Raw genomic sequence first — 20,796 nt, forward strand, 5'->3', positions numbered from 1 at the left:
TTTAGGTACCCAATCTTCGCAGGTCCTGCTTTTAAAAAATATAAAACAGCTCGTAGACAACTGAAACAGCAAAACTTGTAAAGCGCTTAAAACCACGACACAACTTTTCATCCTTTTATTGTCGTGCTGCTATCGTTTGTGCTGAATTCGAAGAGATATCAAAAGGTTTGCTTAGATGGATTTACGCAGTGAACGCATGTTGTCAACCATGCGCACAACACAGCAAAACATTTCTGTGTTGCTCAATGAAAGTCGAACGAAAACAGAGGCTCTGTGTATATTACTTGCCTCGGTAAACCCTAGCAATGGAAGAGCAACGGTATTATCTTGCGACGTAAACCACCTATCATTAGAAGCCGAGAGTGTTGTTTTTCCTTCACATGTATTGCTCATGCTCCCGCTTACACCTTTGAGCGCTCCAATACCTTGCAAAGATTTTATCTTTCCCCCTTCACTCGAACATTATGCTGATAGCTATGTAGTAGTTGCTACCGTGCGAGATATGCAAAATGAAGTAATGGGTGTTGTTCTCACTTTTGTACGCCACAGTGTATTGAGCCCTCTACAACATACATTGATAGATATTACGCGCCAAAAAGTAGAGCTTAGTTACCAATATGAGCTGGCGCGTCATCCCTATTCAGACAAGTTATCCGAACAGCTTGCCTTGTTAGAAGAGGTGAGTTCAATTTCTAAAGTGGGCGCGTGGGAGATTGACAGATTCACAGGCGTACTCTCTCTGACTGAGGTGATGAAAGCCTTATTAGGCTTACCTCGTGTAAAAAGCGTCGGCATTAATGAAGTGCTCGATATGCTTACCTCGAGTGATAGAAGAGACTTAAAGCAGCGCGTTTTTAAAGCGCTTAAAGAAGATAGAGAGTTCGTAAAGCACTTTGAATTTCACGACAAGCAAGGTCGCAGAAAAAGTATAAAACTAACCGTGTTCTTACAGGTTCAGCGAGGAAATGCTAGCGGAATTAAATTAACCCGGCTTTATGGCGCAGTGCAGGATGAAACGGAAATACAGCGTCTATCGGATTCACAACATAACTACACAGATTATCTGACCAGTTTATTGAATAATGTGGATAGCGTGGTGTTAAGCATAGATGAACATGGCACTATTCTAACTGCAAATGAACGCGTTTATTCTGTATTAGGCTTTGAGCCCGAAGAGCTGATTGGGCAAGATATAAAATTAATATCAACCAAGGTGCAAAATACCGATGCGCCTTCTTGTTTCATAAACATACCAGCGGGTTTAGCATGGTGTAGCGAAAATGGCTCGGTAAACGAATGTCTTCGCCATAAAAATGGTAAACGTATTGCCTGTGAAGTTAATTTGTCGAAATGCTCTGTACATAATCAACAATTAATTATCGCCTCAGTGCGCGATATCACTAATCAAAACCACGAAATTGAGCATTACAAACAACTCGCTTTAATCGATACGGTGACAGGTCTTCCGAACTTACACCAATTTGAGCGATACCTTGGCGATAAAGCTCATGACGACAAGTCATCTAAACCATTTGCCACGTTTATGCGCGTTGCTATCTGTAACATAAAAGAATACGAAAATGCGTTTGGAGAGCCAACGATAGACTATATTCTGAGAATTTTGGCTAGTCGCTTCATTCGCATATTCGAAATTAACAAGCGCAATTCAGCCAGTATATTCAAATGTGAGAGAGGCGCTTTTTATATTCATCTTCATCAATATTTTAGTGAAGAAGCACAGTCTCTAAATGCTGCACACGATTGCGCTATTCTTATCCACGATCACGTGCTAGCGCCAATAACCCTGCACAACAGCCTCTTAAATATTGAAACGCAAACCATAAGTTGCACGGTTCCAACGAAGCATTTTTCGTTTAAAAAGATAAAAGAACTATTGTCGAGAAAACCTTTAAGAGAGGTAAAAAATACTTCTACTTTTAAGTCGGAGCACGAGTATTTTCATGTTAATGCAATTGATATCGAGCGGTACAATTACATTAAACACTCTCTGAGCAGGGCTATTTCTAACAACGAGTTATATATTGAGCTACAACCTCAATACGATGCAACGAAGAACGTTATAAGCTCAGAGGTGTTGTTAAGGTGGAAGCATCCTCATATGGGTACAGTAAGCCCTTCTGAATTCATTCCTATTGCCGAAGAGAATGATTTTATTGCTGAACTCGGGCTGTGGGTGTGTAACGAAGCCTGCGGGTTACTTAGTGAATGCCAGTCAAATAAAATTAACACTAAGTTGTCTGTTAATATCAGTGCAAAGCACTTAGCGCGAGCTGATTTTGTGAGTAAGTTTGTCGCAATAGTAAATAAGTGGCGAGTGTCACACAAAAATTTAACTCTAGAGCTCACTGAAGGTGCATTGATAAGAGGGGTGAGCGTTATTCAACGTCGCGTCAGAGAATTAGCGGAACAAGGGTTTAGTTTGTCTATCGACGATTTTGGTCTTGGTGACTCAAATTTAAATTATCTTCAAGATTTGCCAATTACCGAACTGAAAGTAGACAGGGTATTTGTCGAAGCGATGGAAGGCTCGCAGCAAAAAACATTATTAGTTACAAGTATTTGTAACATGGCTAAAGCGTTGCACATAAATACCGTAGCTGAGGGAATAGAGACAACGGGTCAATTAGATCAAGCTAAGGCATGTGGTTGCGGAGCATTTCAGGGATATTACTTAGATAAACCCATGAGTGTAGGTGATTGGAAAAGTAAAATTAGTGAGAAGCAATATAAAGAAGGTATTTGACCCTACGCAGTCGAGGGCTTATTCAAGTATGCGTTGAAACAACCGCTTCGATACCTCTTGTTATCAAACGGATAGATAAAGTTTAAATTTATGTAAATCAATTTGTTAGTCGATCTACGCCTGAAGTCTTATTAGTAGATGTCATGTAACTATCGTAGGGTGAAGATAAACCCTACTCAGGACATGGTTATGACTTATAAAGATGAATATATTGCCTCGACCCAGCACCCCGATGAGTTTTGGTTAGAACAAGCACAAAAGCTAGCGTGGTTTCAACCTCCTCAAAAAGGATGCCAACCTACAGATAATGGTTACTTCGACTGGTTTAGGGGAGGGCAGCTTAACACTAGCTATTTAGCGCTTGATCATCACGTAAAAAATGGTCGTGGCGATAAAACCGCGCTTATTTATGACTCACCTGTTACACAAACCACTCAGCACTTTACTTACAAAGAGCTATTAAACCGTGTTGCCGAGTTCGCAGGCGGCTTATCTCGCTTGGGTGTGACGAAAGGCGACCGCGTGATTATCTACATGCCCATGATCCCGCAAGCAGTGATCGCGATGCTTGCTTGCGCTCGTTTGGGAGCTGTGCACTCTGTGGTGTTTGGTGGCTTTGCCGCAAATGAGCTTGCAGTACGAATAGATGACGCAAAACCGGTAGTTATTGTTACTGCGTCATGTGGCATTGAAGGCAATAAAGTTCTACCGTACAAACCTCTTGTTGATGAAGCAATATCATTGGCAGAGCACAAACCACAGGCATGCGTGTTGTATCAACGCCCTCAGCTAATTGCTGAGTTAAATGAAGCAACTGACCACGATTGGCTCTCTCTGGTTGAAGCTAGCGTGCCAGCTTCTCCTGTTGCCGTCGATGCAACTGACCCGCTTTATGTTCTTTATACTTCAGGTACAACCGGTAAACCCAAGGGGGTCGTTCGAGATAATGGCGGGCACGCGGTTGCTCTTCATTATTCAATGGGCGCGATTTACGGTATTAGTGAGGACGATATTTTTTGGGCTGCATCGGATGTTGGTTGGGTGGTCGGTCATTCATATATTGTCTATGGCCCGCTCATAAAAGGCGCAACGACGGTACTGTACGAAGGAAAGCCCATTGGCACTCCTGATGCCGGTGCATTTTGGCGTATGATAGAGTCTCACAAAGTGAATGTGCTTTTTGCAGCTCCAACAGCATTTAGAGCGATACGAAAAGCGGACCCTGATGCTGAGTTTTTATCTAAATACAATACGTCGAGCTTGCGTACCTTATTTATGGCGGGTGAACGTCTAGATCCGCCAACATATTTCTGGGCGAGCGAGAAAGTAGGTGTTCCTGTTATCGACCATTGGTGGCAAACCGAAACTGGCTGGCCAATTTGTTCAAACCCGATGGGGCTTGAGCCAATGGCTACGAAACCCGGTTCATCAAGCGTGCCTACACCTGGGTTTAACGTAAAGGTATTGCAAGGAGCTGATGAACAGCAAATAACCGGTGAAAAAGGCGCTATTGCTATCAAGTTACCGCTTCCCCCAGGTTGTTTGACAACGATTTGGCAAGACCATCAACGGTTTGTTGATGGCTATTTACGAGAATTTGAAGGGTATTACAGTACCGGAGATAACGGGTACGTAGATGAAGATGGCTACGTATTTATAATGGGTCGCACCGACGATGTCATAAACGTTGCCGGGCACCGGTTATCTACCGGTGAAATGGAAGAAGTGCTTGCAGGACATCCTGCCATTGCTGAATGTAGTGTAATAGGCATCCATGATGCACTGAAAGGGCAATTGCCAGTTGGATTGGTACTGCTAAAAGACGGCGTTACCGTTGATGAACAGGCACTTGAGCAAGATTTGGTTCAACGGGTTCGAGATAAAATCGGGCCAGTGGCGTGCTTTAAGCGAGCCATCGTCGTCAATCGTTTACCCAAAACCCGGTCAGGTAAAATACTCCGCAAACTGCTGCGTCAAATTGCAGCCAATGAATCTGTTGCCGTACCCTCAACCATCGATGATCCGTCAAGCGTAAGTGAGATTGAGACGCTCATGCGAGAGAAGGGCTTGGTCAACAAGCCCACGGCTGTTTAGCTAGTAGTAATATTCATCTGCCTGTGGAGCTGGCGGGTATACTTCAATAGCCATATATACAGCTGCTGCGGCGATGAGCGCCACAACAAAAGCACGTAGAATTCGCGAGTCAGTAATACCTGCTGTTGCTGACTCCTTATTGCCATGCACCATGGCAGGAACCAATTTTTGCTTCTTATACACGCTGTAAAATATTACCGCGCCTATATGAAGTGCGATAACGTAAAGTAACACATCAAAGGCAAGGTGATGCAGAGTGTTCATTAGCGCTAGTGTTTCTTCTCCGGCTAACTGGCGATAGGGACCGTCTAAGAAAATATCATCGGTCATGAACAATCCCGATACCGCTTGTATGGTAAGCAACACTAGCATAACGACGACAAACCATCCGCCTAAAGGGTTGTGGCCAATAGCGGGTTCGGACTGCCTATTAAATAAGGTTTTTATATAATTGAAAACCGTTCTGGGACCAGTAATAAAGCTACTGAACTTGGCGTGTTGCGTACCAACAAATCCCCAGATTATGCGGAAAACGATAAGGAATAAGGTGAAGTACCCAATGTAAAAGTGCCATTGCACTTTGTTTTCAAGCCATTCTACTGTTGCATATTGCGCTAAAAGGCTCGCTACAATAAGCCAGTGAAAAAGCCGGGTGGGAATATCCCATATAAGAGTTTTTTGCATAGTAAATTTAGTTGGGTTGTATTCTGACCTATCCACACTTACCGTTCAGCGGTGACGCATAAGTACTCGGTCATCTGTTAATTGCCATAGCGTCGCTTAACTTACTCTATAAAACAAGTAGGCCCAACGGCAGAAAACCTCTGTTTGTCTTAGTGTTGCAATTAGGACATGTTGATCTTTGCATCAAAAATGCGCAGTAAAGCTCAACATGTCCTAAGCATCGTGTACTGAATTTTTTTACATCCGAGCCTGAAGTTTTGGCATAGAACTATGCAGATTGGTACTAGTTAAATCTTACCGATTCCTTGTTATGCCTATTTAATATGAATCTCACATTGCAATAGTGACGGCATTTGGCAAAATGCCTCACAGTTGAAGGTTTATTAAAGTGTAAAACGAAAAAATGAAAGTAGGATTATTTGGCGCCAACGGGCGTATGGGACGGGTTTTAGTTGAAGCGCTAGATTTAAGTGACGATGCACAACTTAGCGTGGCAACGGTACGCGATGATTCACCTTGGGTTGGACTAAATGTGGGCGAACTTGCGGGCATTGGCAAAAAAGACGTTGATTGTACTGCGCTATCAGATTTAAGTGGTAATGATGCAGATGTAATGATCGATTTCACCCTGCCTTCGGTTATTGAAAGTAATCTTACGTGGTGCGTTAAAAATAAAATGCCTGTTGTTATTGGAACTACTGGATTAAACGATTCACAGTTGGCGGCACTCGACGAAGCAGCAAAGCATATACCTATCGTATTTGCGGCTAATTACAGTGTGGGCGTAAATTTAATGCTTTCCCTAGTTCGACAAGCTGCAAGTGTGCTGGGTGAAACGGCTGACATCGAAATAACAGAAGCACATCACAGATTTAAACAAGATGCGCCTTCTGGTACAGCCATGGCCATTGGTGAAGCCATTGCTGACGAATTGGGCCGTGATTTAAAAAACTGCGCTGTATACGGCAGAGAAGGAAAAGAGCCTGAACGCGACCAAGGTACTATTGGCTTCGCAACAATTCGAGCCGGAGACATTGTCGGTGAACACACAGCCTTATTTGCAGATATTGGTGAGCGCCTGGAGATTACGCACAAGGCATCAAGTCGACTTACTTTTGCGAAAGGCGCAGTGCATGCAGCGAAGTGGTTGTATGGAAAAGAACCTGGTCTATACTCCATGGTTGATGTACTTGATTTAAAGCTATAGGCGTTTTTATGCCAGCATGCTGTAGCTAAATTAGCAGGCGAGCTTGAGGGCGTTATCAAAGTGTTAAACTAAAGTTGCACTTTAAATGAGCAATAAGCCGTACTTTCGGTGGTTCTGCGCAAAAATCGTGGTATAAGCGGTATTTTAGTAAATTATTACAAATAAATTTGCCATTTTCGGTCAGTGATGTATACTCGCCGGAATTTGCCAGAATTTCGTATTCTGAGGCCGCCAAAATGGCTGAAGAGTGCGGTTTTATTAGCTGCAAAGATCGTAAAACGGGATGTATTGTTATCAATAACTCCCGTTTTTGTGGGGTTTGTGCAGAAAACTGCACAAACACATAGTTATCCTTAATCTGGAGGTTGACTTGGCTAATTCTGCCCTTTTGGTGTTAGAGGATGGTTCTGTTTTTAAAGGTACGGCGATAGGCGCTACAGGCTCCGCCGTTGGGGAAGTCGTTTTTAATACTTCCATGACCGGCTATCAAGAAATTCTCACCGACCCATCCTACGCTGAACAACTCATCACCCTTACTTATCCACACATTGGCAACACCGGCACTAACGAAGAAGACGTCGAAGCAGATAAAATCTGGTCGAAAGGTCTAATCATCCGTGACCTACCTCTTGTTGCTAGTAACTTTCGTCAACAGCAAACTTTGTCTGAATACCTTAAAGCGAAAGGCGTTGTGGGTATTGCCGACATTGATACACGTCGCTTAACGCGTATCTTGCGAGACAAAGGTGCACAAAACGGCTGCATTATTTGCTCTGATGAATTAGACGAGTCTAGCGCACTAGCGCAAGCAAAAGCTTTCCCTGGCCTTAAAGGCATGGATTTGGCAAAAGTAGTAAGTATTACTGAGCCAAAAACATGGACAGAGGGCAGTTGGGAACTTGGTAAAGGTTATGTAACACCAAGCGAGTTCAAATATCACGTTGTTGCTTTTGACTACGGTGTTAAAAATAATATTCTTCGCATGCTAGCTGACCGCGGTTGTAAAGTTACGTTAGTACCAGCGCAAACGCCTGCTGAAGACGTACTAGCCATGAATCCTGATGGTGTATTTTTGTCAAATGGCCCAGGCGACCCAGAGCCATGTGACTACGCAGTAACCGCAATCAAAACTATCGTCGAAACCGGTACGCCTGTATTTGGTATTTGTCTTGGTCACCAGCTACTTGCTATCGCAAGTGGTGCGAAGACAGTGAAGATGAAGTTTGGTCACCACGGTGCAAACCACCCGGTTAAAGACCTTAAGCGTAATGTAGTTATGATCACTAGCCAAAACCACGGTTTTGCAGTTGATGAGTCTAGCTTGCCAGATAACCTAGAAGTAACTCACATTTCGTTGTTCGACAAGTCGCTGCAGGGTATTCACCGCACCGACAAGCCTGCGTTCAGCTTCCAGGGTCACCCTGAAGCCAGCCCAGGTCCTCATGAAGCGGCACCGTTATTCGACCACTTCATCGAACTTATTGAACAACACAAGCAGTAGGAATTAGCCCGCTATGCCAAAACGTACCGACATACAAAGTATTCTTATCATTGGTGCTGGCCCTATTGTTATCGGCCAGGCTTGTGAATTCGATTATTCAGGCGCGCAAGCGTGTAAAGCCCTTCGAGAAGAAGGCTACCGTGTTATTTTGGTTAACTCTAACCCAGCAACCATTATGACCGACCCAGAAATGGCAGATGCGACTTATATCGAGCCTATTCACTGGGAAGTAGTTCGCAAGATTATTGAAAAAGAACGTCCAGATGCCATCTTACCTACAATGGGTGGACAAACTGCGCTTAACTGTGCGCTAGAGCTAGACAAGCACGGCGTACTTGAAGAGTTCGGTTGTGAGCTCATCGGTGCAACGGCAGATGCAATCGATAAAGCAGAAAACCGCGAGCGCTTTGACAAAGCAATGAAAAACATCGGCCTTGAATGTCCACGTGCGGAAATCGCGCACAGCATGGATGAAGCGCACGATGTACTAAGCCGCATCGGCTTCCCTTGTATCATTCGTCCGTCTTTCACCATGGGTGGAACCGGCGGCGGTATCGCGTACAACATTGATGAATTTAATGAAATTTGTCACCGTGGTTTAGACCTTTCTCCTACCAACGAGCTTCTTATCGATGAATCGTTGCTAGGTTGGAAAGAGTACGAAATGGAAGTAGTACGCGATAAAGCAGATAACTGCATTATTGTATGTACTATCGAAAACTTCGACCCTATGGGCGTGCATACCGGCGACTCAATCACAGTTGCTCCAGCACAAACCCTGACTGACAAAGAATTCCAGCTAATGCGTAATGCAGCGATGGCTGTACTGCGCGAAATTGGCGTTGAAACCGGTGGTTCAAACGTACAGTTCGGTGTAGATCCGAAAACTGGTCGTGTAGTAATCATCGAGATGAACCCGCGTGTATCGCGTTCATCAGCACTTGCGTCTAAAGCAACAGGTTTCCCAATCGCGAAAGTGGCAGCGAAACTTGCGGTAGGTTACACGCTAGATGAATTAGCAAATGACATTACAGGTGGCCTAACGCCAGCCTCTTTCGAGCCGTCTATTGACTACGTAGTGACTAAGATCCCACGCTTTAACTTTGAGAAGTTTGCCGGTGCTAACGACCGACTGACTACCCAAATGAAGTCTGTAGGTGAAGTGATGGCCATTGGCCGTAACCAGCAGGAATCACTGCAAAAAGCCCTTCGTGGTCTTGAAGTAGGTGCGACAGGCCTGAACCCAATGGTTGACCTTGAAGACCCTGAGTCACGTAATAAAGTGGTTTATGAACTTCGTCAGCCTGGTGCAGAGCGCATTTGGTACATCGGTGATGCATTCCGTATGGGCATGACGGTTGAAGAGGTATTTAACCTTACTAATATCGACCGCTGGTACCTTGTACAGCTTGAAGATCTTATTCTTCTTGAAGCTAAAGTAGCAGAGCTTGGTTTACCGGGTATTGATGCTGACTTTATGCGCGCACTTAAGCGTAAAGGCTTCTCTGATGCGCGTCTTGCTGAGCTAACCAAAGTGGCAGAAAGCGATATTCGAGAAACCCGTCGTGACTTTGGTATTTCTCCTGTCTACAAGCGTGTAGATACTTGTGCAGCAGAATTCTCTACCAGTACAGCTTACATGTACTCAACGTATGACGAAGAGTGTGAAGCAGCGCCAACTGACAAAGACAAGATTATGGTTTTGGGCGGCGGTCCAAACCGAATTGGTCAAGGTATTGAGTTCGACTACTGCTGTGTTCACGCGGCGCTTTCAATGCGTGAAGACGGTTACGAGACCATTATGGTTAACTGTAACCCTGAGACAGTATCTACCGATTACGACACATCAGACCGTCTGTACTTCGAGCCTGTAACGCTGGAAGATGTACTTGAAATCGTTGCTAAAGAGCAGCCTAAAGGCGTTATCGTGCAGTATGGTGGTCAAACGCCACTTAAACTTGCCCGTGCACTAGAGGCGGCGGGTGTACCGGTTATCGGTACCTCACCAGAAGCGATTGACCGTGCCGAAGACCGTGAGCGCTTCCAGCAAATGGTGAACAAGCTTAACCTCAAGCAGCCTGCGAATGCCACGGTAACTAACGTTGAGCAAGCGCTAACTATGGCTGAAGAGATTGGCTTCCCGCTAGTGGTTCGTCCAAGCTACGTGCTAGGTGGTCGTGCGATGGAAATCGTGTATGACCTCAAAGATCTTAAGCGTTACCTTAATGAAGCGGTTAAAGTGTCCAACGACGCGCCAGTATTGCTAGACCGTTTCTTGGATGATGCTATTGAAGTTGATATCGACGCTATTTGCGACGGTAAAGACGTAGTGATTGGCGGCATCATGGAACACATTGAACAAGCGGGTGTTCACTCTGGTGACTCTGCGTGTTCATTACCTCCACACTCGCTTTCAAAAGAGATTCAAGATGTCATGCGCGAACAAGTTAAAGCCATGGCGCTTGAACTTGGCGTAGTCGGTCTGATGAACACACAGTTTGCGATTAAAGATGGTGAAGTATACCTAATCGAGGTTAACCCTCGTGCAGCACGTACCGTTCCATTCGTTTCTAAGGCAACGGGCGTACCTCTTGCTAAAGTTGCAGCACGTGTAATGGCTGGCGTGAGCCTAGCCGAGCAGGGCGTAACAGAAGAAGTGATTCCACCTTTCTACTCTGTGAAAGAAGTGGTGCTTCCATTTGCTAAGTTCCAAGGTGTTGACCCACTGCTAGGCCCAGAGATGCGCTCAACGGGTGAAGTAATGGGCGTTGGCGATACCTTCGAAGAAGCCTATGCTAAAGCTAACTTAGGTGCGGGTGCGCCACTACCTAAGCAAGGTAAAGCGTTAATTTCAGTACGTGATAACGACAAGCCTCGTATGATCGCACTGGCAAAAGCGTTAGTTGAAGCGGGCTTCAGCATTGAAGCTACCCGCGGTACGGCTACCGAGCTTTATGATGCAGGCATCATGAGTACTGTGGTTAATAAGATGTCTGAAGGCCGCCCTAATATTGTTGATGCAATCAAAAATGGCGAATACGCGTATTTGATTAATACAACAGAAGGTCGTCAAGCCATCACCGACTCAGTGTACATTCGTCGTGAAGCCTTGCTAAACAAGGTAACCTACACCACGACAATGAACGCAGCGTTCGCAACTATCCGTGCTAAGTCTGCTGATGACCGCAATAAAGTGGCGTCAGTTCAAGAACTACACGCTAGACTCAAACACTAATGACATACGCTAGGATACGAGGTATCCTAGCAATATTACATTTGTGTGAACGAATAAAAAGTGCGCCTTCGCGGCGCACTTTTCTGTTTAAATTACTAGCTAAGTGAGACGGTATTCATGAGTCAGTATCCAATGACAGCGCGCGGCGCTCAAATGCTGCGTGACGAATTAAATGAGCTAAAAACCAAAACACGCCCACGTATTATCGAGTCTATTGCCGAAGCACGTGAACATGGTGACTTAAAAGAAAATGCTGAGTATCACGCGGCCCGTGAGCAGCAAAGCTTCTGTGAAGGCCGCATTCAAGATATTGAAGGCAAGCTATCAAATGCACAGATTATCGACGTTACCAAAATGGAAAATACGGGTAAGGTTATTTTCGGTACTACCGTAACCATTCTAAACGTCGATACCGATGAAGAAACCACCTACCGTATTGTTGGTGATGACGAAGCTGATATTAAGAACAACTTGATTTCGGTTAATTCACCTATCGCTCGTGGTCTAATAGGCAAAGAGCTTGATGACATGGTAACGATTCAAACGCCAGCCGGCGCAGTTGAAGTTGAAATCATCGAAGTAGAATATATCTAACTACGCAAGCCAGCAGAGTCCTTCTGCTGGCTATATTTTCCGTCACAAAACTTCTGAATCCGATCATGGATTTGTAATCTGTTAAGCCAAAGCGTTTTTTAATTTTCTTGCCTGTGTATTGTTGTTTAATAAGCATTGATTGAACTCAACGGTTAGCCCTGTTCCTGCTGCGCTCGTACTTATAAGAATAAAATTAAGTGATGACGCTGTCCCGTTAGCTCACTTTTGCGTTTTCCTATCCCAAAATACATGCGATTTTTAGTATAAAAATCCACCGCTTTTACAAAGAGGCCTATACTTAGCTCTGGAACCAGTTGTAGATGTATCGGTTTTATCACCTTTTCATTAATCCGTTGCTTCGAAAGAAGTGATGCATCTCGTTCTGTTAGCACAACCATCTTAGCTTTACGTGACCTTATTCGGGGGGTAGGCCAGTCGATAAGCACAAGCTCTCGATTATCAAACAATTTAGAAACGGCGTGTGCTGAAATGCTAAGTGACGCTGGGAGTACTCAGCAACTCACCACTAATATTGCATCGGCGGTTGAAGAGGTGGCGGTAACAAGCCGTGAGATTGCCAGTTCTTCGTTGGCAACGCTTAATGCGAGTCAAAGCCTAGATCGTTTAGCTGACCATTCGCTCTTAGCCAACGACAATATACGAAAGAGCATGGTAGTGCTTTCTGATGATATTCGAAATGTTCAATCTAATGCCGCTCAAATGGAAATGAAAGTCAGCGAAATAGGAAATATACTGGAAACTATCAATACCCTTTCCGACCAAACTAATCTTCTCGCACTTAATGCAGCAATTGAAGCTGCTAGAGCAGGGGAGCATGGCCGAGGCTTTGCCGTCGTTGCTGACGAAGTAAGAAAGCTTGCACAAAGTAGCAGGGAATCGTCAGATAAAATATCTACGCTGTTAGTGAGTCTAAAGGACGCTAGCGTAATTGTTGTCGATGATATCAACAAGAGTGTTATATCTATAGAAGCGTCAATGAATACAACTATTGAAGGTCGGCAAACTGCGGAAAAGGTGAAAGAAGCAGCGTGCGAGCTTGAGCTTATGGCGAATAATATGTCGTCTGCGGCCGAGCAACAGTCAGTGACCACGGAAGTGGTAGCTAAAGATGTAGTAGCGGTTGAGGAAGCGGCGCGGCACGAACTTCACATTGCACAACAATTGTCTGAGCTGTCTGATGAAATGCAGCGCAACAACCAGTTACTGCAACGCACTATTGCGGGGTTTAACGTAGATTAAGAACGGTTAATAGCCCGAGCTTAAAAAATTGTAGTCTCTGACTGGCGGGGCGCTCTACTTAAAATCATTGCTCAATCTACTTACACTAAGTATGATTTTTCCTTTTGTTTTCGAAAGGATGCATCATGGCTTATGATTTTGGTTCTCAGACGCTAGGGATAAAGAACCCATTTAAGACAGAAGGAGCGCTAAGAACACTGGGTGGTGTCTTAACGCTATTGTTAGCGGTTTACGTTGTTTTCACAGTGCCGGCAATATTTGACGCCAACAAGGTGAAAGGCTATACCTTGCTAGCGGTTGGTTTTGTTTTAGTGGTATCGGGAATACGCCATACGGCGGTTGGTATCCTTCAACTTATGCGCTTTTTTGTAGGTAGAACGGTTCCCACTTCACTGGCCTACAACTTCTCAAAATCTGAACAAGATGCTGCTCAGGCAGAGCAAAAATCCCTGCTTTACTCAAAAGAGTCACTGCACTCTATGCTTATGGGAAGACGAAATACTACCTTTGAGGAGCCAAAAGGCTGGCTCGCTCGGCTAGTTCACAGCGTTTTTCCTAAGCTTGTTTTCTTACCTTACCCGCTACGCCATCTTGCCCAAGAAATTTTAGCCATGGGGGCGACACTTATCGTGGGCTTAGTTACCTACGCCATCGTCTATTTTTTAGTAAGTAATGGCTTTGCAGGTGAAGTCGCAAAAATTGTCGTTATGCCTGTTCTTTCTTTGGTATTGCTTATCTATTTTGTTGCCAACTGGACCTCTACGGCAAAGGGCATCCATAACGAAGGAAACTCGCAACTTGCTAAAGCGGGAGGGTTGTCAATTGGTGTAATCATTGGATTAGCACTAGTCCTTCCTCTTGGTGCGGGTGTGTTTCTCGATGGTGTGGTGGGAAGTAATATCAATGAACTTAAAAACTGGTCTGAAGAACACGCTTTTTTTAGCGCTTGGCTGAACTTTGTATACCTTTTCATCAGTATCGGCGTGGTGATAGGTCTTGTATTTCCATTACTTAAAAAGCGCATGGATTTAGTGACACCACAAACTGAAGTCAGCGAATTTCGAGCAAACATGCAAGAGTCTGTTCATCCCAATGAGATTTTTATCAATATAGAAAACATCGTGCTTGCCAACCGTCGTTACAAGGAAGTCCCAAACAGAATATACGCCGATTTTGTTCCTAAGCTTAAAGAGCAGGCTGAAGGGAAGGGTAGTTTTGAAGGGGAATTATTGATAGAAACTCAGCCAACCCTCAGTGAGGGGGTAGCATTACCCAAAGGGGCTAAGGTAGCGTTGAGCGCTATTGCGCAAGTTGCCGTCGTTGTTGCCGCGGTATTGTTTTACTCATCTGGCGTACAGCTCGCTGAGCTACTACATCTGGTTATCAATATCGGTGTAGATAACAGCGCACTGTTGAATAATGCTTTTTCTATGGTCAATAATTTGCTCATGCTGATATTCGCTTGGCTTACTTTCAGAGCGGCAGGAAGTATTTTAAATAACGCGTCTCACATGTTTTGGGGCGAGCTGAACTTTAACTCTTTGCTTATGTACATGAAAACCGAAGGCACGTATACCGAGTCTAGAGTTTCAACAGGTATGGCAATTCACGATTCTACACGGTCTGAAAATGTCGTAGTTAGAAGCAGTATCACACCGTGGATCATTACTAGCCGAATTAACACTTCTATATTCGCCACTAGCGGTATGAACAATCTGGAAGCCCCGCGCTTTGTAATGGGAATGAACAAAAACGACGGAGAATTGAAGGAAATCGTCGACGAAATTAAAGCATTCTTACGCGGTAGAGAGACCATCGCTTCCATCACTAATGAATCAGACTTAGCCAATGCAAGTACCATTCATCAAGTTAATCAACAAACCCGAGCGTTTAATAAAAACCCTGACGATCGCCTAACACTTAAAGAGACGGAAGAAAGTGCAGGTTTTCTTCGAAACGAAAAAGACAGTGAGTGAGGAGTGAGGCATGGCTGATATTAAAACACTAGATACAAAAGTTGTGTACGAAAATAAATGGCTTCGCGTAAGAGAAGACAAAATACAACGCAGCAGTGGAAACGAAGGCATTTACGGCGTGGTGGAAAAGCCTGACTTCGCTATTATTTTGCCGATAGAAGGCGATACGGTTTACATGGTTGAGCAATATCGCTATACCATAAAAGAGCGCCAGCTTGAGTTGCCTCAAGGTGCATGGGAAAGTAACCCTGATGTCGACCCTGTTGAATTGGCGAAAGGTGAACTTAAAGAAGAGACTGGCTTAACTGCAGATTCAATGGAATATGTGGGTTTTCAATATTTAGCATACGGCTTTTGTAATCAGGGTTATCACATTTATGTAGCTAAAGGCCTCACTCAAGGCGCACAAAAACTCGATATTGAGGAAGAAGACTTGCGCGTTGTTTCACTCTCCTTAAATGAGTTAAAGGAGAAAATAAAACGTGGTGAAATCAAGGACGCAAGCACCTGTAACGCAGTGGGGTTAGCCATGCTTAAGGGGATTATCTAAACACCCTGTTACAATTTGCTGACTGTTTTTTTCTTTCTGAGAAGCTAGGGTTTACAGTTTATAACTAAAAACCATTTATAAAGAGATATTTATGGCGTTCAAAGGAAGTTTTTCCATTACTCAATGGGACGAAGACACACTTAGTGAAAGATCAGAGGGAATTAAGGTATCTCACGCTAGTATTAAGCAGGTGTATTCTGGTGAAATGAGTGGCGAATCTAATGTCGAGTTTTTGATGTCTTATCAATCTCAGATGTCTGCCAAATTTACCGGGTTTGAAACCTTCGTTGGCGTAGTAAACGGTATGCGCGGCACGGTTACTTTTCAGCATGCCGGTAAGTTTGAGAATGGAGTTGCAAGCAGCGAATTTATATCAATTGAAGGGTCTGCTACAGGTGAACTGACGGGGAAAAACCTTCGAGGTAACTTTAAGTCTGGTGAATCGGGTAAAGCTGATTACGCCATTGAAATCGACAACGCTTGAGTAATGGTAAGCGCCAACTAAAAGCGATTTTTTAAGCCCCAAAAAAAACGGCGCCGAAAGGCGCCGCTAAAAGTTGGGAAACAAACCAAGAAACTAGCTATTAATTTTCAATTAAACGAGAACCAATCTCTATTTGACGAGGCTTCTTGGCTTCGGGAATGACTCGCTCCATATCGATGTGTAACAGACCGTTTTCCATATCTGCAGCTAGCACTTTTACATGGTCGCCAAGTTGGAATTTACGCTCAAAGTTACGCTCTGAAATGCCCTTGTGTAAGAACTTACGCTCTTTGCTTTCTTTATCGTCCGCTTCCGTTTTCTTCGTGCCCGTAATCGTCAACGTGTTTTCTTCAACCTGAATAGAACGTCGTCTTTACTAAAGCCGGCAATAGCCATGGTTACACGATACTTGTCATCGCCAAGTAACTCTATGTTATACGGCGGGTAGGTACTTTGCTTCTCAGCACGAGATGCTGCATCAATTAATGACGCTAGGTGATCAGAACCAATGAATGAACGGTAAAGTGGAGATAGATCGATAGTACGCATAGTCATATCCTCAAAATTAAGCAATATGTTAAAAGTTTAAATGCCCCGACTCTGCGGCGGCGGTTTTGTCGACCTGACCTTTCAGCGCCGACAAAACATATATAGGAATGGCCCAAATACTTTTCAAGAAAGAAAATGCATATTTTTTCCAAAAAACTTGGATTTAATTTTAAGTGTATGTATTTATTGGTTTTATTTGTTTCTTTTTTTACGGCATGAAATGAATCGCGTGCTTTTCAATAAATATTGAGAAAAAACCTCACATACAATAAGTGTATGCGATGTTTTTTATAAAACATTTAGCAATTGTTTAACCAATCCGGTTGTTTATAAATGCTACAATTTGGTTAAGCAAAATGTCTTACCACTTTTATTTGTAAATTTAAAAAATGAAGAAAGAAGTTATAGTTTTAAATTGCGGCAGTTCGTCCGTAAAGTTCGCGATAATTGACGCTGACACTGGAGAGGCTGGACTGTCTGGTATTGCTGAAGCACTAGGTAATAGTGATGCTAGTTTGTCTTACAAGTTAAACGGCAAAAAAGAAAAACGCGCACTACCTGAAAAAGCTGGCCATACCGAAGCGTTAAGCGCAATTTCAGAAGTTATCGCTAGTACGGGCGTTAAGCCTATCGCAATAGGGCATCGTGTTGTTCATGGTGGTGAAAAGTTTAAGCAGGCTGCACTTGTCGATGATAGCGTACTAAAAGCAATTGAAGATTATGCAAGCATGGCTCCGCTTCATAATATGGCGAACCTAAAGGGGATCGTCACGGCGCAAGAGGCTTACCCTGACCTGCCTCACGTAGTCGTATTTGATACTTCTTTCTTTCAAACCTTACCCCAAAAAGCCTTCATTTATGCTTTACCCATGTCGCTTTATCGCGAGCACGGCATAAGACGCTACGGATTCCATGGAACCAGTCACAAGTTCATACTTGATAGCATGGCAAAAATTCTTGAGAAGCCGGTTTCAGATACCAGCATTATCAGTGCCCACCTAGGCAATGGCTGCAGTGTGTCGGCTATAGAAAAAGGTGTGGCAGTAGACACAAGCCTTGGCTTTATTCCTCTTGAAGGCTTAGTTATGGGCACTCGCTGTGGCGACTTAGATCCGAGTCTACCGGGAACGTTGCAGAAGAAGCTTGGCAAAACCGCAGATGAGATAAGTGATTTACTTAACAAACAGTCTGGATTACTTGGTATCTCAGAGCTGAGTAACGACTGTCGAACCCTTGAAGATGCGGCGCTTGAAGGTCACGAAGGTGCATTATTGGCCATTGAAATTTTTTGCTATCGCTTAGCTAAATACATCGCGGGTTATATGGTAGCCGTGCCCACGTTAGACGCTATTGTATTTACAGGCGGAATAGGGGAGAACTCATCGCTTATTCGTGAGACAACTATGGGGTATTTCGCCCACTTTGGAATTAGCTTAGATGAGCAAAGAAATACCGACGCGCGATTTGGTCAAGGTGGAAAGATTACCGCTGATACCGCATCAACGGCAGTTTATGTTGTGCCTACAAATGAAGAATGGGTGATAGCCGCAGAAGCTGCAACCTTCGCGTAAATTATATAAGCAACGCCAACGCGTTAGCAAAAGCAGGAGTAACTATGTCTCGCAGAATTATGTTGATCCCCGTAGGCACAAGTGTTGGCCTAACTACGGTCAGCATGGGCCTTGTTCGTGCTATCGAGGAACAAGGCATAAAGCTCAATTTCTTTAAGCCCGTTGCACAGCCACGTAAAGGCGATAACGGCGAAGAGCGCTCTACAGCAATTATTGCGCACCATGCCAGTGTGTCGCCCATCACGCCTTTCGAGCTTGAATACGTAGAGCGAATGATCAGTAACGACAGCACCGATGAGCTCTTAGAGGAGATCATCGAGCGGTTTGAAGAAAGCAGTGTTCAAGAAGCTGTTACTGTTATTGAAGGACTGGTGACAACTCGCCATCATCCTTATGCAGAGCGCCTGAATTTAGAGATTAGTCGGGCACTTGATGCCGACATCGTTTTCGTGGCTGTGCCTGGAAATGAGTCGACCACAGATATCAATCATCGCCTCGAAATCGTTGTAGACACCTATGGCGGTCACAAAAGTCAAAAAGTAGTGGGCTGTATCTTCAATAAGGTTAACGCGTCTTTTGATGAACATGGTCGCTTACGCGCTGATATTGGCGCAATAGAAGCCCCTGAGCACGACGAAGAGCGAACCCAAGCGTTACGTGATTTGCCTATTTTCAAAAAGGGCTTGAGTCTACTTGGCACAATTGACTGGAGCGCTGATTTAGTATCTCCTCGCGCCACCGACGTAGCGAAGCATCTTAACGCTAGCTTGTTAAACGAAGGCGAGTTGGCTGAGCGGCGTTTAAGTAGTGTCACGTTTTGCGCGCGAGAAATTCACAACATGACGCACACCTTAAAGCCGGGGGCGCTACTTGTAATGTCGGGTGATCGCGGCGATGTTTTTGTGTCGTGCTGTTTAGCTGCATTAAACGGCACAAAGCTAGGCGCGCTCTTGCTTACCGGCGGCTATCAGCCAGATGAAAACATTATGGCGTTGTGTAGCCAGGCCATGGAAACGGGCTTACCGGTTATGCTGGTAAATTCCAATACGTGGCAAACAGCACAAGCACTTCACGCTTTTAATCAGGAAGTACCTGTAGATGACAGTAAACGCATTGAAAAGGTGATGGTTCACACTGCGGAAAGTTTAGACGCAAGTTGGGTAAATTCACTTACCCAAAAAGTGTCGCGCCAGAAAAAACTCTCTCCATCAGCGTTTCGTTTTTACCTAACAAACCGTGCAAGGCAGGTAAATAAACGCATTGTGCTTCCTGAAGGAAACGAGCCAAGAACCGTGGTGGCGGCCTCTATTTGTGCCAAGCGGGGTCTTGCTCGTCCTGTATTGCTAGGCGATGAAACTGAGATTAGGCGGGTAGCAGAACAGCAAGGTGTTGTACTGAGCGAAGGCGTTGAGATTCTCTCGCCGTCGGCCATTAAAAAAGACTATGTTGAGAGTTTAGTGGCGCTACGCGGCCATAAAGGTGTGACGGAAGTGGTTGCCCAAGAGTTGTTAGAAGATAATGTGACTCTGGGCACGATGATGCTTCAGCAAGATGACGTGGATGGATTAGTGTCAGGTGCAGTAAATACAACTGCGAACACTATTCGCCCAGCGCTCCAGTTAATAAAGACCGCTGAAAACGCGTCTTTGGTGTCGTCAGTATTCTTTATGCTGTTGCCTGACCAAGTTTTGGTTTACGGCGACTGTGCAATTAACCCAGATCCCAACGCTCAACAGCTCGCTGATATTGCTATTCAATCTGCGGAATCTGCACAAATGTTTGGCATTGAACCGCGGGTTGCGATGATTAGCTACAGCACTGGTTCGTCAGGAGCAGGAAGCGATGTAGAAAAGGTGAGAGAAGCGACCAAAATTGCGCAAAGCCTTCGCCCTGATTTACTTATTGATGGTCCACTTCAATACGATGCAGCGGCTATCGAAAGTGTGGGCAAGAGCAAGGCACCAAATAGCCCTGTTGCTGGTAAGGCAAACGTGTTTGTTTTTCCTGACCTCAATACCGGAAATACCACTTACAAAGCGGTACAGCGTAGCTTCGATCTAGTGTGTATTGGCCCAATGCTGCAAGGCATGCGAAAGCCCGTTAACGATTTAAGTCGCGGTGCATTGGTTGACGATATTGTATTTACCATAGCACTTACTGCTATTCAGGCGGCAGGTAACGTTTAACAGGGTACACTACCTATCTGTTGTAAGGTAGTTGCTGCTAACAAAAACGGCGCTACTTCAAATGAAGTTAGCGCCGTTTTTTATTTCTTAGTCTGATGCAGTGTTATGTTTTGCTAAGCTATTAACCTTGCGTAGCGACTA

13 protein-coding genes and 1 pseudogene are annotated in these 20,796 nt (G+C 44.5%); 12 read left to right on the forward strand and 2 right to left on the reverse strand.

All coding sequences use genetic code 11. The features are described 5' to 3' along the window. Nucleotides 1-175 precede the first annotated feature (175 nt). Nucleotides 176-2,764: a bifunctional diguanylate cyclase/phosphodiesterase gene (locus MASE_RS06630; protein ID WP_014948975.1), complete on the forward strand. Its 2,589-nt coding sequence runs from the start codon at nucleotides 176-178 to the stop codon at nucleotides 2,762-2,764. A 189-nt stretch (nucleotides 2,765-2,953) separates the two neighbouring features. After that, entirely contained in the window at nucleotides 2,954-4,858 is a 1,905-nt protein-coding gene (locus MASE_RS06635) for a propionyl-CoA synthetase (protein WP_014948976.1), read from the forward strand. Here MASE_RS06635 and MASE_RS06640 read toward each other — a convergent pair whose 3' ends face one another. After that, nucleotides 4,859-5,542: a cytochrome b/b6 domain-containing protein gene (locus MASE_RS06640; protein WP_014948977.1), complete on the reverse strand. Its 684-nt coding sequence runs from the start codon at nucleotides 5,540-5,542 to the stop codon at nucleotides 4,859-4,861. It abuts the gene before it with no gap. Between the two features lie 403 nt (nucleotides 5,543-5,945). Between MASE_RS06640 and dapB the strand changes: the two genes are divergently transcribed. The 8 genes from dapB (at nucleotide 5,946) to MASE_RS06685 (ending at nucleotide 16,349) form a co-directional block, all read left to right on the forward strand. Continuing rightward, a complete protein-coding gene (dapB, locus tag MASE_RS06645) occupies nucleotides 5,946-6,749 on the forward strand; it encodes a 4-hydroxy-tetrahydrodipicolinate reductase (RefSeq protein ID WP_014948978.1) in 804 nt (267 codons plus the stop codon). 370 nt (nucleotides 6,750-7,119) lie between these two features. Further along, nucleotides 7,120-8,250, forward strand: coding sequence for a glutamine-hydrolyzing carbamoyl-phosphate synthase small subunit (gene carA, locus MASE_RS06650; RefSeq protein WP_014948979.1), 1,131 nt, complete (start codon nucleotides 7,120-7,122; stop codon nucleotides 8,248-8,250). A gap of 13 nt (nucleotides 8,251-8,263) precedes the next feature. After that, entirely contained in the window at nucleotides 8,264-11,485 is a 3,222-nt protein-coding gene (gene carB / locus MASE_RS06655; RefSeq protein WP_014948980.1) for a carbamoyl-phosphate synthase large subunit, read from the forward strand. Nucleotides 11,486-11,602: 117 nt separating this feature from the next. Then, nucleotides 11,603-12,079 (forward strand): transcription elongation factor GreA, encoded by a 477-nt coding sequence (gene greA, locus MASE_RS06660; protein WP_014948981.1) that lies wholly within the window; start codon nucleotides 11,603-11,605, stop codon nucleotides 12,077-12,079. 489 nt (nucleotides 12,080-12,568) lie between these two features. Beyond that, nucleotides 12,569-13,339, forward strand: coding sequence for a methyl-accepting chemotaxis protein (locus tag MASE_RS06670; protein WP_014948983.1), 771 nt, complete (start codon nucleotides 12,569-12,571; stop codon nucleotides 13,337-13,339). 125 nt (nucleotides 13,340-13,464) lie between these two features. Then, the gene (locus tag MASE_RS06675) at nucleotides 13,465-15,315 is read left to right on the forward strand and encodes a hypothetical protein (RefSeq protein WP_014948984.1); all 1,851 of its coding nucleotides are present in this window, start codon (nucleotides 13,465-13,467) and stop codon (nucleotides 15,313-15,315) included. Between the two features lie 10 nt (nucleotides 15,316-15,325). Then, the gene (locus MASE_RS06680) at nucleotides 15,326-15,865 is read left to right on the forward strand and encodes an NUDIX domain-containing protein (protein WP_014948985.1); all 540 of its coding nucleotides are present in this window, start codon (nucleotides 15,326-15,328) and stop codon (nucleotides 15,863-15,865) included. A gap of 91 nt (nucleotides 15,866-15,956) precedes the next feature. Further along, the gene (locus MASE_RS06685; RefSeq protein ID WP_014948986.1) at nucleotides 15,957-16,349 is read left to right on the forward strand and encodes a DUF3224 domain-containing protein; all 393 of its coding nucleotides are present in this window, start codon (nucleotides 15,957-15,959) and stop codon (nucleotides 16,347-16,349) included. Between the two features lie 100 nt (nucleotides 16,350-16,449). Here MASE_RS06685 and MASE_RS06690 read toward each other — a convergent pair. Beyond that, nucleotides 16,450-16,898: pseudogene (locus MASE_RS06690) on the reverse strand (Hsp20 family protein). A gap of 389 nt (nucleotides 16,899-17,287) precedes the next feature. Here MASE_RS06690 and MASE_RS06695 point away from each other — a divergent pair. Both MASE_RS06695 and pta read left to right on the forward strand, forming a co-directional pair. Then, on the forward strand, nucleotides 17,288-18,469 hold the full coding sequence (locus MASE_RS06695; RefSeq protein ID WP_014948987.1) for an acetate kinase: 1,182 nt from the start codon (nucleotides 17,288-17,290) through the stop codon (nucleotides 18,467-18,469). Between the two features lie 44 nt (nucleotides 18,470-18,513). Continuing rightward, nucleotides 18,514-20,655 (forward strand): phosphate acetyltransferase, encoded by a 2,142-nt coding sequence (gene pta, locus MASE_RS06700; protein WP_014948988.1) that lies wholly within the window; start codon nucleotides 18,514-18,516, stop codon nucleotides 20,653-20,655. Nucleotides 20,656-20,796 lie beyond the last annotated feature (141 nt).

The sequence above is a fragment of the Alteromonas macleodii ATCC 27126 genome (assembly GCF_000172635.2).
Classification (GTDB): Bacteria; Pseudomonadota; Gammaproteobacteria; order Enterobacterales; family Alteromonadaceae; genus Alteromonas; species Alteromonas macleodii.